At 61.7% G+C, this 15327-nt stretch carries 12 protein-coding genes and 1 pseudogene; 7 read left to right on the top strand and 6 right to left on the bottom strand.

The features are described 5' to 3' along the window. Window positions 1-77 precede the first annotated feature (77 nt). From fabI to ACFQ95_RS14260, 4 genes and pseudogenes are all read right to left on the bottom strand, one after another. Window positions 78-860: an enoyl-ACP reductase FabI gene (gene fabI, locus ACFQ95_RS14275; protein WP_422831966.1), complete on the bottom strand. Its 783-nt coding sequence runs from the start codon at window positions 858-860 to the stop codon at window positions 78-80. A gap of 2 nt (window positions 861-862) precedes the next feature. Next, window positions 863-2047, bottom strand: a complete 1185-nt coding sequence (locus ACFQ95_RS14270) for an acetate/propionate family kinase (protein WP_422831964.1) — start codon at window positions 2045-2047, stop codon at window positions 863-865. A 3-nt stretch (window positions 2048-2050) separates the two neighbouring features. Further along, window positions 2051-2992: pseudogene (locus tag ACFQ95_RS14265) on the bottom strand (phosphate acetyltransferase); the annotation flags it as partial. Between the two features lie 19 nt (window positions 2993-3011). Next, the gene (locus ACFQ95_RS14260) at window positions 3012-5357 is read right to left on the bottom strand and encodes a DUF3141 domain-containing protein (RefSeq protein WP_422831962.1); all 2346 of its coding nucleotides are present in this window, start codon (window positions 5355-5357) and stop codon (window positions 3012-3014) included. Window positions 5358-5805: 448 nt separating this feature from the next. Between ACFQ95_RS14260 and ACFQ95_RS14255 the strand changes: the two genes are divergently transcribed. The 5 genes from ACFQ95_RS14255 to ACFQ95_RS14235 all read left to right on the top strand — a co-directional run bounded on the left by ACFQ95_RS14255 (window position 5806) and on the right by ACFQ95_RS14235 (window position 11254). After that, window positions 5806-7203: a DUF3300 domain-containing protein gene (locus ACFQ95_RS14255; protein ID WP_422831961.1), complete on the top strand. Its 1398-nt coding sequence runs from the start codon at window positions 5806-5808 to the stop codon at window positions 7201-7203. A gap of 10 nt (window positions 7204-7213) precedes the next feature. Next, on the top strand, window positions 7214-8113 hold the full coding sequence (locus ACFQ95_RS14250; RefSeq protein ID WP_422831960.1) for a DUF2950 domain-containing protein: 900 nt from the start codon (window positions 7214-7216) through the stop codon (window positions 8111-8113). A gap of 67 nt (window positions 8114-8180) precedes the next feature. After that, window positions 8181-9017 carry a polyphosphate kinase 2 gene (ppk2, locus tag ACFQ95_RS14245; protein ID WP_422831959.1) on the top strand — a complete coding sequence of 279 codons (837 nt, stop codon included), beginning with the start codon at window positions 8181-8183 and terminating at the stop codon, window positions 9015-9017. A 26-nt stretch (window positions 9018-9043) separates the two neighbouring features. After that, window positions 9044-9583: a GNAT family N-acetyltransferase gene (locus ACFQ95_RS14240; protein WP_422831958.1), complete on the top strand. Its 540-nt coding sequence runs from the start codon at window positions 9044-9046 to the stop codon at window positions 9581-9583. Window positions 9584-9586: 3 nt separating this feature from the next. Continuing rightward, on the top strand, window positions 9587-11254 hold the full coding sequence (locus ACFQ95_RS14235; RefSeq protein WP_422831956.1) for a SulP family inorganic anion transporter: 1668 nt from the start codon (window positions 9587-9589) through the stop codon (window positions 11252-11254). Between the two features lie 66 nt (window positions 11255-11320). Here ACFQ95_RS14235 and ACFQ95_RS14230 read toward each other — a convergent pair whose 3' ends face one another. After that, window positions 11321-12055 (bottom strand): FadR/GntR family transcriptional regulator, encoded by a 735-nt coding sequence (locus ACFQ95_RS14230; protein ID WP_422831955.1) that lies wholly within the window; start codon window positions 12053-12055, stop codon window positions 11321-11323. Between the two features lie 283 nt (window positions 12056-12338). Between ACFQ95_RS14230 and ACFQ95_RS14225 the strand changes: the two genes are divergently transcribed. Next, entirely contained in the window at window positions 12339-13772 is a 1434-nt protein-coding gene (locus tag ACFQ95_RS14225; RefSeq protein ID WP_422831954.1) for an aldehyde dehydrogenase family protein, read from the top strand. Between the two features lie 37 nt (window positions 13773-13809). Here ACFQ95_RS14225 and ACFQ95_RS14220 read toward each other — a convergent pair whose 3' ends face one another. Next, window positions 13810-14265, bottom strand: coding sequence for an Lrp/AsnC family transcriptional regulator (locus tag ACFQ95_RS14220; RefSeq protein WP_422831953.1), 456 nt, complete (start codon window positions 14263-14265; stop codon window positions 13810-13812). 275 nt (window positions 14266-14540) lie between these two features. On the opposite strand from ACFQ95_RS14220, the gene ACFQ95_RS14215 reads away from it, so the two are divergent. After that, window positions 14541-15305 carry an alanyl-tRNA editing protein gene (locus ACFQ95_RS14215; RefSeq protein ID WP_422831951.1) on the top strand — a complete coding sequence of 255 codons (765 nt, stop codon included), beginning with the start codon at window positions 14541-14543 and terminating at the stop codon, window positions 15303-15305. Window positions 15306-15327: the final 22 nt, after the last annotated feature.

Here is a 15327-nt window from a genome sequence, read left to right as displayed (position 1 = left end):
CGGTACCGCAAGGATTTGCAACACGGCCATGACGCCAGAGGCCGGCTTTCATGTGCTGTGATTTGCGGCAGACCACACTAGGCCATGATATGCATGCCACCATCGATGTATATCGTTTCACCCGAGAGCCGGCGCGCATAAGGCGTCGCAAGAAAGGCGCAGGTGAAGCCAACGTCCATGATATCGACCAGTTCGCCCAATGGCGCGCGCTGTGCCGCTTCGTTGAGCAGCAGATCGAAATCTTTAAGCCCCGAGGCGGCGCGGGTCTTCAGCGGCCCGGGCGAAATCGGGTGCACGCGGATACCACGCGGCCCTAACTCATAGGCCAGGTAGCGGGCAGAGGACTCGAGCGCCGCCTTCACCGGCCCCATCACGTTGTAGCTGGGCACCACCTTGCTGGCGCCGTGATAACTCATGGTGAACATCGTGCCGCCTGCCGTCATCAACGGCGTAGCCAGACGCGCCATACGTATGAAGGAATGACAGGAGATATCCATGGCCTGGGCGAACCCCGCAGCAGAGCAATCCAGCAGACCGCCCTGAAGGTCATCCTTAGGCGCCCAGGCAATCGAATGCACCAAAACGTCCAGCCCACCCCATTCTTGTGCAATACGCTCAAACACCGCCTCCATATCGCCGGCTTTGGCCACATCCAGTGGCAACAACAAATCCGCATTCAGTTGCTTTGCCAATGGCTCGACATAGGTCTTGCCCTTGTCGTTGACATAGGTGATCGCCAGCCTGGCGCCCAGTTCGTGGAAGGCCTTGGCGCAGCCCCAGGCGATGGAGTGTTCATTGGCAATGCCGCAGATCAGGACTTTGCGGCCCTGCAATATGGGCGGCGAGCTGGTGCTGGTCATGTCTAAGCTCCTTTGGCAACTTTGAATGTGTGGGACGCGATCATGAGTTCCTCATTGGTGGGAATCACCCATACCGCGACTTTGCTGCTGGCCGCATTGATTTTTGGCCCGCCCGTGGCGTTGGCCACCGGATCCACCACCACGCCCAACCATGCGGCCGCGTGGCAGACCTGTTCGCGTAGTGCAGCTGCGTGCTCGCCTATGCCGGCCGTGAACACCAGCGCATCTATGCCACCTGCAGCCGCCGCCAGAGAACCCAGCTCGCGCCCTATCCGATAGGCAAACAGTTCCACCGCGAAGCGCGCACGCGTATCAGTGCTTGCCAGCAGGTCGCGCATGTCGCTGGACACACCGGAGACGCCCAGCAGACCGGACTGCTTGTAAAGCAAGGTCTCGATGGCTCGGGCGTCCATCCCCAGTTCGTCAAGCAAATAGAGGATGACGCCCGGATCCAAGCTACCGCTGCGTGTGCCCATGGGCAGGCCGTCTACAGCGGTGAAGCCCATCGTGCTGGCCACACTGCGCCCACCGACCAGCGCACACATGCTGGCGCCATTGCCAAGATGCGCAACAATGGTGCGGCCCGCAGCCGCCTTGGGATCAACCTGCGGCAACACGCTGGCGATGTACTCGTAGGACAGCCCGTGAAAGCCATAGCGCCGCACACCACGCTCGGTGATGGCCGCAGGCAGCGCAAAGGCCTGCGCCACTTCGGGCTGCGCTCGGTGGAAGGCCGTGTCGAAACAGGCCACCTGGATCAACTCCGGGCGCAGCTTGGCCACAATCTCTATCGACTTCAGATTGTGCGGTTGGTGCAGCGGAGCCAATGGGCTGAGTTTTTGCAGTTCAGCCACCAAGCCGGCGTTCACCCGCACGGCTTGGCTGAAGGCAATGCCACCGTGCACCACGCGGTGTCCTGCAGCCACCAGCTTGTGTCCACCACGGTGGGCCTGCAGGAAGTCGACAAGATAAGCAATCGCGCCATCATGACCCAGGGCGTCACCTTGCGGCCAGTCCTTCTGTTCGACCGTCGTGCCATGCGCATCTTTGACGGTGAAGTGGGGGCTGGTGTAGATGCCCTCGAACTGGCCGCGCAGGAACAGGTCCAGCCCCGTGCCGTCGGCGTCAAAAAGACTGAACTTGATGCTGGACGATCCAGCATTGAGAACCAGGATTAAATTGGCCATGGCTCAGCCCAGCGTCTGGCCGCTCTCGCGGCGCGCCTTGGCGACCATCGCAGCCACGGCGCAGGACGCCAGCCGGGTCGTGACCGAGTCGGCGCGGCTGGTCAGGATGATGGGCACACGTGCGCCCAACACTATGCCTGCGGCATCAGCGCCAGCCAGGAATGAAAGACTCTTGGCCAGCATATTGCCGGCCTCCAGATTCGGCACCAGCAGCACGTTCGCACGCCCGGCGACTGGCGAGCTGATCTTCTTGATCTGGGCCGCGTCCAGGTTGATCGCGTTGTCCAGCGCCAATGGGCCGTCGACGATCGCGCCCGTGATCTGCTGGCGGTCAACCATCTTGCAAAGGGCCGCAGCCTCGATGGTGGAAGGCACCTGCGGGTTGACGGTTTCCATCGCCGACAGTATGGCCACGCGAACCTCCGAAAAATGCATGGCGTGGGCAAGATCAATTGCGTTTTGCAGAATGTCGGCCTTCTCGGCCAGGGTTGGCGCAATATTGATCGCCGCGTCGCTGATGATCAACACTTGCTCATGTTCGGGGACATCCATCACAAAACAGTGACTCACGCGCCGCGCGGTGCGTAGACCGGTGTCGCGCTTGACAACGGCGGCCATCATCTCGTCGGTATGCAGGCTCCCCTTCATCAAGGCCTCGGCCCGCCCGGCGCGCACCAGCTCCACCGCCACGGTGGCGGAGGCATGGCTATGCGGAGCGTCCACGATCTCAATGGTGCCAAGATCAATCCCTAGAGCGGCAGCAACCGATTGGATGCGCTGGCTAGGGCCCACCAGGATAGGTTCAATCAAGCCGATTTGCCGCGCTTGCACCGCACCTTCCAATGCGCTCTGATCGCATGGATGTACAACCGCCGTTGGCGTGGGCGGGAGGTCTTTGCAGAAATCAATGAGGCGCTGATATTTGGCATGCTTGGCATCCATCGTGTGGTCCTCCTTTAACGTGTCATCGGCTGCGGGTCGTTTTTGCGCGGCTGGGTTTAACGGTCTTGGCGGGAGCGGCGGCGGCGGCACGAGCAGGGACACGAGTGCGCGCCGTAGCGGGACGCAGCAGGCTTTGGATCTGCGCCAACATGTCCAGCTGTTCAGGACTCGCCCCGCCATCCTGCACGCGCGGATCGGAGATGAGCTTTTTAAGCAACGTCGTGAAGCGTTTGCGCTCGGCCGCGTTCTGCAGCAGTTGCGGCAAGGTCTGCACGGCTTGCTCGGGCGCATACCGCGCGATGATTTCCTGTTGTCCGCGCAGGCGCCGCCATTCGTGCGCTGACAAATCCGGTAGCTCATCCGCGTACTCCGCCACCAGTTCCTTGCGCAATTCCATTCTCGACAAAGGCAAGGGCTGGCCTTGTTTTTTCAGCAGGAAAGATGCACGCGCCAGCGCCTCCACGTAGCCGCCCTTGCCCACAGCGTCGAGTACGTATTGCAGCTCCTGTGCGGGAACCTGGCCAGGGACTTCAGCCTCGGTCGGCGCGCTGGGTTCTTCTGCCGGCGCGGCAATGTTGGCATAGACAGAGAAGAAGCCGGCTTCGGTCATGGCGTCGCGCAGCGCGCGGTAATAGTCGAGTGAAGCGCTGATCCACTCGGCTCCGACGTGTTCTGCCTGACGCAGCGGGTGCTCTCCCGCCAAGGCATGCCGGTCCGCCTTGACCGCCTCGGCCGCGGGCGCCAACCAGGACAACCAGGGATTCGCATTCGAAACGGCCCAGTTCTGCACACGCAGCGGATGAAGTTGGCGCAGCGCTTCGGCGGTCTTTTCGCTCGACATGGCCTGCACCAGAGGGCGGCCAAAACGCTCATAAGCTTTCTGATTTAAATCCGATACCTGGGCAACCGCCTCAAATGCTTTTTCGTCGGCCCTCTCGAAGCGGTTGAGCCGCTGCGCAATATCTTCCAAGCGCAGCTCCCGGAACTCAACCTCATAGTCGGGCTTGCCGTCGCTGCCCGTCTTGTCGGTGATCTCCATGCCATACAGGCCCGGCGCGAGTCCCTCTATGGACTGCAGCACATCGACAATCGTTGCGTGTTCCTTTTTGGCGACCTTGCCGGACACAAAAATGCCCAGATGCCCGACGTCCTCGTGCAGCAGCCCGACAATGACCTGCCCCCTGGCCTTGATTTCAGCACTGCTGGTGTACACGTCGGCGACCCAATTGAAGGCCTGCTGCGGCGGTGTGATGTTGTCGCCCATCGAGGCGAACAACACGATGGGCGCACGAATCTCCCGCAGATCGAAGCCCTGGTCTTGCCACACCTTGTTGCCGACGAACAGGTTGCGGGTGATCCACTCGATCTCCTCCGCGTTCATCAGGTAGTAGCCACCCCACCAACGCTCGAATTCCAGAAAACGCGGTGGCTCGGTATCGGCCCTGTCGTAGAGGTGGTAGTACTTGTCCCACAAAGCGTTTGCCGGATTCAGCTTCTCGAAGTTCTGCACCAGGTGCGCACCGTCAAACTTGCCCGCGCCCAGATCGGCCGCAAATGACGCCATCCAGGAGCCGCCCATCATGCCGCCGGCATAACGCATGGGGTTGTCGCCTTCACCCTCGGTCCAGGCACCGCCCCAGTAAGACATTGGCGCACCGTTGATGACGATGGGGCCCGTATCCTCGGGGTCCGAAGCGGCCAGCATCATCGCAGCCCAGCCGCCTTGGCAGTTGCCGATGATGGCCGGTTTGGCGCTGCGCGGATGAAGCTCGCGCACCTTTTTGACGAATAACTGCTCAGCCCGGCAGACATCCAGCAAAGTCTGGCCCGGCTCGGGCTCGCGGTAGAAGATCACGAAGTAAACCGGATGGCCCGCACGCAGCGCCACACCGACCTGGGAATCGTCCTTGAACCCGCCTATGCCTGGGCCATGGCCGGCACGCGGATCGATGATGATGTAGGGACGCAGCTTGGGGTCGACCTTCACGCCTGCGGGCGGCGTAATACACAGCAGCGCGTAGTTCACCGGCCGTTCGAACGACCGGCCATCCAGCACCGTCTGGTACTCGAAATGCAGCACGGGCTTCAACCCCTCTGCATTGTGCTCAAGATAGTTGCTGCCGCGCTGCCGCAAGGTTTCCCAGAACAGGATGCCGCGCTGCACTGCGTCGATACCGTATGCCTGCCAGTTGGCCGGGTCCAAGACTGCTGCCAGCTGGGCCCGCGTCTCTTCCGGGGTGCCCGCAAGACTGCCTTGCTTCAGGCGAGCGGCGAACTTGTCTTTCGCCACTTGCATGCGCTTCTGAAAAACCGCCGCAACACTTTTGTTGACACGTTGGCTACGCTCAAGCCGCTCCGCTGCTTTCATAAGAAGACCTCCGCGCGTCGTCGATGCAAACATGGGGGGCAAATCTCTTGATTGGGAACTGCCCTATCAGTCAATTTCAGCAGACCTTACAGGCCCATTGCAATGATCATGCCATTGGAATATGAATCAACGCTACCCCTCTGCTGGCGGAAATGGCGTAACCCGCAATGGCTGTGGTGTTTCACTGACGGCCGTCTCCATTTGCGCTGTCTGACGACATGTAGTGAAAGATCATGTATCAATGCATACACACAATGAGTATGCTGTGTACTCGATGACATTTTTGTGTTCCTGCACCGGACTCTGCCCCCAGGTGAAAGTGCGGTTTCCCGTTGGGGAAGCTTGGGTGACAACCAACGGCATCACTCGTAAACTGCCACCATTTGATCGGAGGATGTTCGGCATTTAGTGCCGCTCGCCCAAGATGAAATTAAACGCAAAAACATATGTGTTGACGCCTGTCGCCTCCATCGTGATGGGCGCTCTTCTCGCAGGCTGCTACTACCCTGTGGCCGTCACGGCACAACCTGGCATACCGGTGCCAGTCACGACCACCACAACCACCACCACGACGAATACGCGCTCACCCGCCCCGCCTGCGGCGTCGGCGCCGCCGACGTCGCAGGCTCCGGTGGCGGGCAGCAGTTTCAGCGTGGCGCAGATCGACCAGATGATGGCGCCCATCGCGCTGTACCCCGATTCGCTGCTCTCTCAAGTGTTGATGGCCTCTACCTACCCGGCCGACGTGGCCGACGCGGCGCGATGGTCCAAGGCCAACTCGACACAGTCCGGAGATGCTGCAGTGAAAGCGGTGGATGCCCAGCCGTGGGATCCAAGCGTCAAGTCGCTGGTCGCGTTTCCGCAAGTCATCCAGACCATGGGAGACAAACCCGACTGGGTACAGAATCTTGGCGATGCCTTTCTTGCTTCTTCGAAGGACGTGCTGGATTCGGCCCAGCGGCTGCGTGCCAAGGCCAGGGAGAACGGCCAACTCAAGACAACCGAACAGCAAACGGTGGAGGTTCGACAGGAGCAGACCACGCAGCAAAGCGTGATCACCATAGAACCCGCCAATCCTCAAATGGTCTACGTGCCGACTTACAACCCAACCGTCGTCTACGGCACCTGGCCCTACCCGGCTTACCCGCCCTTTTATTACTACCCGCCTGCGGCCTACTACCCCGGCTACTACCCCGGTGCAGCGCTGGCCTCAGGGATTGCGTTCGGCATTGGTGTGGCAGCAGTGGCTTCGTTATGGGGCGGCTGCAACTGGGGCGGTGGCGACGTGAATATCGACGTCAACCGTTTCAACAACATCAATACCCGCAACACACGGGCGGCTGGCCAGACCGGCTTTCAGCACAATGCGGCCAATCGACGCGGTGTGCCCTATCGCGACAGCCGCAGCCAGCAACAATTTGGCCGCCAAGTGCCCGGTGCCGAACAGCGCGGCGATTTCCGAGGCCGGGATTCGGCGGCAACCCAGGCCCAACGCCAGCAAGCGCAAGAAACCTTGCGACAGCGTGACATGGACCCCGGACAAGGCCGTGAACGTTTGCAAAATGACGCGGGCACGCGAGAACGCGCTCAGGCCGCCGCGCAGGGCCGGCCCAGTACCAACCAGCGCGACACCGCTGGCATGCGTGACCAGGGCAGAGCCGCTCACAACAACAGCCGCGCTGGAGGCAATGCCGACAACGCGTTCCGCGGAGCCGGGCGAGACGGTGGACAACTTCCGCAGCAATACAACCGCGGCAACTCGAGCCGGCAGTCTATGGGCCAGCACTCCGGTGGTGGTGGCCGAATGTCTGGCGGTGGTGGTGGCGCCCGCGGCGGACGTCGGTAGCAGGGGGCTAATGATGCAGCGTTTTACTACTCATTTGAAGACTTTTCTGGCAGCACTCGTGGTCGGAGTGACTGCGCTCACGGGTGTTGCCACACATGCACAGCAGGTGTTCCCAACTGCGGAAGCTGCTTCCGAGGCATTCCATAAGGCCATCGCAGCCAACGACTCTGCAGCCATTCGAAACGTGCTGGGCGGACAGTGGAAGCGCTTTGTTCCCAAGGATGAAATCGCCCAGGACGACATCGCCACTTTTCTGGCCGCGTGGAACAAGCAGCACAGCTTGATCACTGAATCCGAAAACAGGGTCTTGCTCGCCGTGGGCGAGGGCAACTGGACCCTGCCCATTCCTATCGTCAAACATGCTGCCGGTTGGCGCTTCGACCCGACGATAGGTGCCGATGTGATGCGCACGCGCCGGATCGGCCGCAATGAACTTTCGGCCATCCAGGCGGTGCTCGCCTATTTCGATGCCCAACTGGAATATGCACAGCGTGACCGCGACGGCACTGGGGTACTGCACTACGCCCAGAAGATCATGAGTACGCCGGGGCGGCACGACGGACTCTACTGGGATGACTCGACCGGCATCGGCAGCAGTCCGCTAGGCCCGATGTACGGTGGCCAACGGGCTGGACAGGGATACCACGGCTACTACTTCAAGATTCTCACTGCGCAAGGTGAGAACGCACCCGGCGGAGCCTACAACTACATCATTGGTGGACGCATGCGGGCGGGCTTTGCGCTGATCGCCTGGCCCATAGAGTACGGCGAGAGCGGCGTCATGAGCTTCATGATCAGCCACGACGGCGCCTTGTACCAACGCGACCTAGGGCCGCGCTCGGACGCAACCGCGCGCGCCATGACGCTCTTTAATCCTGATGCATCCTGGAGCAAGACCACAGCACCTTGACCTCGCAGCCACCGACCGACTCGACAACTCTTGATGGCAACAGGTATAGCACCACGGAGGACGTTTTATGGCGCAAGGCAAGAAGAAGCAGCAGCCGCAAGCCGAGGCCGAAGGCAGCGCACAACTGCCAAAGCTCAGCAAAAAGGAGTATGAAGCAGAGCTTTACAAGCTCCATGTCGAGCTGGTCAAGCTTCAGGGTTGGGTGCAGAAAACTGGGGCCAAGATTTGCATCGTGTTCGAAGGGCGCGATGGTGCTGGCAAGGGCGGCACGATTAAGGCGCTCACCGAGCGCGTAAGCCCACGGGTCTTCAGAGTGGTCGCGCTGCCGGCTCCTACCGACCGGGAAAAAGGCCAGATGTACATGCAGCGCTACCTGCGCCACATGCCGGCCATGGGTGAAATTGTGATTTTCGATCGCAGTTGGTACAACCGCGCCGGGGTTGAGCGGGTGATGGGTTTTTGCACCGAGGAACAGGTCAAGAGTTTCCTCAGGCCTGGAGCGCCTTTGACCGAACGCGCCATCGTCGCCTCCGGCATCACCTTGCTCAAATACTGGCTGGAGGTCAGCGCAGAAGAGCAGACCCGCAGACTTGAACAGCGCATCGACGACAAACGAAAGCTCTGGAAGCTTTCGCCCATGGACCTGCTGTCCTACAGCCGCTGGTACGACTACTCGCGCGCGCGCGACGACATGCTCAAGGCCACCGACACCGAGTACGCGCCGTGGCTGGTGGCCGACTCCAACGACAAGCGCCGGGCGCGGCTCAACATCATCTCCGATATCCTCATGCGCATCCCCTACGAAGAAGTGGAGCGCGAGAAGATCGTTTTGCCCAAGCGGCAAAAGCCGGGTGACTACAAGGAACCGGACTATCCGTTCCGCGTGATCCAGCAAAGGTACTGACCCGGGGTGAAGTCAGGAGCCTTGCGGTGAACGATTGTTCTACCCCCTCTCAGCCCCGCGAACATGTGGTGTCGCTGCGCGGGGGACGCAGTGCGACGATTCGTTACGTCCAGGCCGCTGATCGCAGTGGCTTCGAGGACGCCTTCGCGCGCCTGTCACCACGCTCGCGTTACACGCGATTCTTTTCGCCGCTGCGCGAGTTGTCGCCTAGCCTGCTCGATGCCGCCACCCAGGTGCAGCCCGATCAGAGCGTGGCCATCGTTGCCGTCGACGGTGAAGGAGTCAACGCCGATATCGTAGGCGGCGCGCGTTATGCCTATAAGCCCGACTCACCGAGCTGCGAGTTCGCCGTCACGGTGGCGGACAACTGGCAAGGCCTGGGCTTGGCGCGCCAGCTGATGGAGGCCCTGATTTCGCTGGCGCGCGCCCAAGGCTTGCAACGCATGGAAGGTTATGTACTGCCCGACAACCACGGCATGCGCCAACTTGCCTCACGTCTCGGCTTCGTCGATACGGTCTGCCCCGGCGACCGCAGCTTGCGTCTCGTCAGCCTGGATTTGGGCTAGCCCATGGCACGCCTGGCTTTTGACTGGCTGCACTCTTACGAGCGCAAGTGGCTGTCTTCCGATGTGATCGCCGGACTGACGGCATCGGCAGTCGTGATTCCCAAGTCGCTTGCGTATGCCACCGTTGCCGGGCTACCCGTCGAGGCAGGCCTCTACACCGCCTTGGTGCCTGCGGCCATTTACGCCGTGCTTGGCAGCTCTAGACCCCTGAGCGTGAGCACCACCACCACTTTGGCAATCCTCACGGGTGCGGCGCTGCAGCCTATGGCAGCGACCGGCGACCAGGCCGCCCTGCTCGCGGCCGCTGCAACCCTGGCCTTGCTGGTGGGCGTGATTCTGATGCTCGCAGGCGCGTTGCGGCTGGGCTTTGTTGCCAACTTCATCTCGGAGCCGGTCTTGGTCGGCTTCAAGGCCGGCATAGGCATTGTGATCGTGCTCGACCAGATTCCTAAACTCATAGGGACACACATAGAGAAAGCTTCGTTCTTTCACAACCTGGCAGCAACGGTCGCCAGCATTCCCCATGCCTCATGGCTGACCGCAGCCCTCGGAGGCATCACCATCCTGATACTTTTGAGCAGCGAACACTTTTGGCCGCGAGCGCCAGCGCCACTGGTCGCTGTGGCGCTGGGCGTGGGGGCGCTGTGGCTGTTCGGGCTCGAAAAATTGGGCGTCAGCACCGTGGGCCAGGTGCCTACAGGCCTGCCGTCCGTCAGCTTGCCGAATTGGCATTTGATCGAGGCGCTATGGCCGGCGGCCACCGGTATTGCGTTGATGAGCTTCACCGAATCGATAGCGGCCGGACGCGCGTTTTCTCGCTTGGGAGAATCGCTGCCTCAACCCAATAGAGAGTTGCTCGCGACCGGACTGGCCAACCTGGGCGGCGCCTGGTTCGGGGCCATGCCGGCCGGTGGCGGTACCTCACAAACGGCGGTCAATCGCCTCGCGGGCGCACGCTCGCAATTGGCCGGGCTCATCACCGCAGGCATTGCCTTGGCCACGCTGCTGCTGCTGGCGCCGCTGATAGGCCTGCTGCCCAACGCCAGCTTGGCGGCGATTGTGATCGTCTACTCCGTGGGCCTTATTGATCCCAAGGAGTTCAGGGCGATCGCGCGTGTACGCAATACCGAGTTTTTGTGGGCGCTGGTAGCGCTCATTGGGGTGATGGTGATCGGAACCCTGCAAGGGATTGTGGTGGCGATTATTGTGTCTTTGCTGGCACTCGCCTATCAGGTGTCTGATCCCCCCGTGCATGCGCTGGGGCGCAAACCCGGCAGCAACATCTTCCGGCCGCGCTCGGCCGCACACCGTGAAGACGAGTTCTTCGTTGGTGTGCTCATCGTGCGCCCAGAAGGAAGAATCTTCTTCGCCAATGCCGAGCGGGTACGCCAGAAGATAGAGGCGCTGGTAGACGAAGCCTGGCCCAAGGTGGTGATACTCGACCTGAGCAGGGTTTTCGACCTGGAGTACACGGCGCTGAAGGTTCTGACCGAGGCCGAGCAGCGGCAACGCGAACTGGGCGTGAATGTCTGGCTGGTCGGCCTCAATCCCAGTGTGTGGAAGATGGTGAAGAGGTCGCCGTTGGGAGAGGCGCTCGGGACGGCCCGCACGGCCTTCAACGTCGAGCAGGCCCTGGACCGCGCCGGTATCCATTTAACACGCAAGCCCTGACCCCTGACGCCCACCCGAACCGATGCGCCAGCGCCGACGAAACCAAGCGCCAAGCCAGCAACCACGCTAAATCCGCGGCTCCAGCTCCAGCATGCGCACACGTGCGTTCTCGATGTGGCCACGCATGGCCCGTCTTGCGCCCTCGCCGTCCTGGGCTTTGATGAGATCAAAGATGGCGCGGTGTTCATCCAGCGCGTCTTGTGTGCGGCGCCAAGGTTTCATGTGGGCCAGGTGGCGCCACAGGTTGACGGCGTGGCTGACATCGTATTCCAGCGTTTTCAGCACCTGCGCCAGGCGTGGATTCGCAGAGGCTTGCGCCACGGCCTCGTGAAAGCCGTAGTCGAAGTGGTGCGCCACGTCACCCCGCTGGGCCGCAGCTTCAAAGCCGTCCAGCATGGCGGCCATACGCTCCAGATCGTGTGGCTTGCGGCGCAGCGCGGCAAAGTAGGCGCATTCGGGTTCCACCACCAGCCGCAGTTCCAGGCCGTAGAGGATGTGGCTCATGTCGGCGGCAGAGCGCTCTGGCGGCGCGGCAGCCAATGCGCCAGGCGTGGCCGTGACGTAGGTGCCGGAGCCACGGCGCGACTCCACCAGACGGTCACCACGCAAGCGGTCCAACGCCTGCCGCACCACCGGGCGCGAGACGTCGAACAACGCCGCCAGTTCCAGCTCGGACGGCAGCCGCGCCTCGGGGGCGAGTTTGCCGGTCATGATGGAGTGGAACAGGCTGTCGTACACACGCTCGGCAAAACGTTCATGGCGTACCGGCTCCACGCCCAGGTCGGTCAAGGCGTGCGCCATGGCTTCTGCCGTGGCGGCGTTGGCTGGCTCTTTGGAAGATGGCGATTTGCTGCGCATGGCGCTTGATTTTCAGCTTGGCCAGCCGGAAAGTCATCATTTGAAATGACAGATTCTGTCGCTTTCAAGTTGAACAATGCCCTGCAAGCACTAGTTGGCGCACACATTAGTAAACCATGTTGACAACTTTGCGCCGCCACTTCTAAGATGCTCTTAGAACGTGTTTACGCTCTCCGAGGGCCCTCTCGGAGAGCGTAAACACGTTCTAAGTCATTAGGAGACCCCCGTGAAGCAACATTTCATCGCCAACCGCTGGGTGCCGCCGGCATCGGGCGAAAGTATTCCCGTCATCGACCCATCTACCGGCGAGACCTTCGACGCGCTGGCGCGCGGCAATAGCGCCGACATCGACCAGGCGATTGCCGCCGCGCGCAGCGCCTACGAAGGTGATTGGGGCCGCCTCACCGCCGCCGAGCGCGGCCGCCTGCTGCACAAGCTGGCGCTGAAGATGCAGGACCACGTGGAAGAACTGGCGCAACTCGAAGCGCGCGACTGCGGCAAGCCGCTGAAGCAGGCGCGTGCCGACGCCAGCGCCGTATCGCGCTACTTCGAGTTCTATGCCGGTGCGGCCGACAAGCTGCACGGCTACACCATTCCCTACCAGAACGGCTACACCGTGCTCAGCATCCGCGAGCCACATGGCGTGACCGGGCACATCATTCCGTGGAACTACCCGCTGCAGATTTTTGGCCGCAGCGTGGGCGGCGCCCTGGCGGCCGGCAATGCCTGTGTGGTGAAGCCGGCAGAAGACGCCTGCCTGTCGCTGCTGCGCGTGGCCGAGTTGGCCGCCGAGGTGGGTTTTCCGCCGGGCGCGCTGAACATCGTCACCGGCTACGGCCACGAAGTGGGCGATGCGTTGGTGAAGCACCCCGGCATAGACCACATCTCGTTCACCGGCTCGCCCGCGATTGGCAAGGTGGTGGTGCGCGCCGCCGCCGAGAACCACACGCCGGTGACGCTGGAACTCGGTGGCAAGTCGCCGCAGATCGTGTTTGCCGATGCCGACTTCGACGCCATGCTGCCCGTGGTGGTCAACGCCATCGTGCAGAACGCCGGGCAGACCTGCTCGGCCGGCAGCCGCCTGCTGGTGGAGCGCAGCGCCTATGAAGCGGTGGTGGAAAAACTCGGCCAGGCGTTCGCCAAGCTGCGTGTCGGCCCATCACAAATGGACCTGGATTGCGGCCCGCTGATTCGCCACACCCAATTGCAACGCGTGAGCGGTTTCCTGGACGAAGTGCGACGCGACGGCCTAGGCATTGCAGCCCAGGGCCAGATCGTGGCCGAAGCGCCGGCCAGCGGCTTCTACCAGGCGCCCACGCTGGTGCGCGACGTGCCAGCCCAGCACCGCCTGGCGCAAGAAGAAGTGTTTGGCCCGGTGATTGCGGCCATGCCGTTCGACGACGAGCTTGACGCCGCCCGCCTGGCCAACAGCACCGACTACGGATTGGTGGCCAGCGTGTGGACACGCGACGGTGGCCGCCAGATGCGCATGGCGCGCAAGGTGCGCTCGGGCCAGGTGTTCATCAACAACTACGGCGCGGGCGGCGGCATTGAATTGCCCTTTGGCGGTGTGAAGGCCAGCGGCTACGGTCGCGAAAAAGGCTTTGAAGCTTTGTACGGCTTCACCGTCTTGAAGACCATTTCCATCAAACACGACTGAACTAGCGCGCCCGTCCGCCCGTGGCGGGCGCCGCTTCTTACGACAGCAAAGGCAGATCGGCCTTCTTCAACGTGCGCAGCACGATGCTTGATTTGCTGTGCCGAATGCCTTTGATCTTGTAGAGCTTCTCGCGCAGCAGGCGCTCGTAGTCCTTGGTGTCGCGCACGGCTACACGCAGCAGATAGTCGTAGTCGCCTGAGACCAGGTAGGCCTCAATCACCTCGGGAATGGTCGCCAGGGTTTCGCCAAACTTCTCCAGCGTGTTGTCCGAGTGGCTGTCCAGCGTCACCTGCACCAGCACAGTTTCACCCAGGTCCAGCGCCGCAGCGTTGAGGCGCACGGTGTAGCCCTCGATCACACCCGCTTGCTCCATACGCTTGATACGCTCCCAGCAGGGCGAGGCACTCAGCCCCACGGCCTGGCTGATGTCGTGCATGCTGGCACGGGCGTCGCCTTGTAATACCCGAAGGATTTTTCTGTCTGTTTTATCCATGCAGACGATTATTCTTAAATTTTTTCTGCTGCCAAATATTTTTCTACATTCGTAGCATTTCTAGAAAACTACAGAAAAGTCTTTGGTGGCGTTTGGCGGATACTTCTTTCACTGTTCAAGCGCTTACCGGCGTGGTCAACACAGCAAGGCGCCGGCGGGTTACCGCTCGCTGGCGCGCTGGCTTAAAGCCTGGGGCTAGGGGCTTGTCATTGGTTAAAACAAGTCCGCTGCGCGACACAGGCAAAATAGCGGGGTTTTCCCCAGCTGTTTTGCACATGACCATTGACCTGTTTCGCCAAGACGCCTACCGCACCGAATGCGAGGCACAGATCATCGCCATCACCGAACAGGGCATTGTTCTCGACCAAACCGTGTTCTACCCCCTGGGTGGCGGCCAAGCCGGCGACACCGGCATGCTGCAACTGGCCCATGGCGTGAGCCTGACGGTGGTGGACACGCGCAAGGGCCGCGACGCCGACGGCCAGCCGAACCAATCCATCGTGCACGTGCCCAGCCCCGAACAGGCGGACGAACTCGCCACGCTGCGTGTGGGTGACCGTGTGACGGCGCGCATCGACTGGCAGCGCCGCCACAAGCTGATGCGTTTTCACACCACCACCCACCTGCTGTGCCACCTGGTGCCGCAGTTGGTGAACGGTTGCTCTATCACCCCCGAATACGCACGCATAGACTTCAACATGACCGACCCGCTGGACAAAGAAGCACTCAGCGCCGGCATTGCCGCGCTGGTGGCTGCGGGCCACGCGGTGACGGTGGGCGAAATCAGCGATGCCGAGCTGGATGCCAACCCCAGCCTGGTGAAAAGCATGTCGGTGCAGCCGCCACGCGGCTCGGGCCACATCCGCACCATCCGTGTGGGTGGCGACGACGGGGCGGGTCTGATCGACTTCCAGCCATGCGGTGGCACACATGTGGCCAACACGGCAGAGATCGGCGCCATCGTCGCCACCAAGATCGAAAAAAAATCGGCCACCACGCGGCGTGTTGTACTAGGCTTTGCTGCGCCGCTTGAAGCCTGAGCCCGGCTCTTCAAGAACATTA

Source organism: Variovorax sp. HJSM1_2 (assembly GCF_049316285.1).
Taxonomy (GTDB): Bacteria; Pseudomonadota; Gammaproteobacteria; order Burkholderiales; family Burkholderiaceae_C; genus Rhodoferax_B.
The sequence above is the reverse complement of the archived record's forward strand: the minus strand, read 5'-3'. Positions and strand labels throughout refer to the sequence as shown.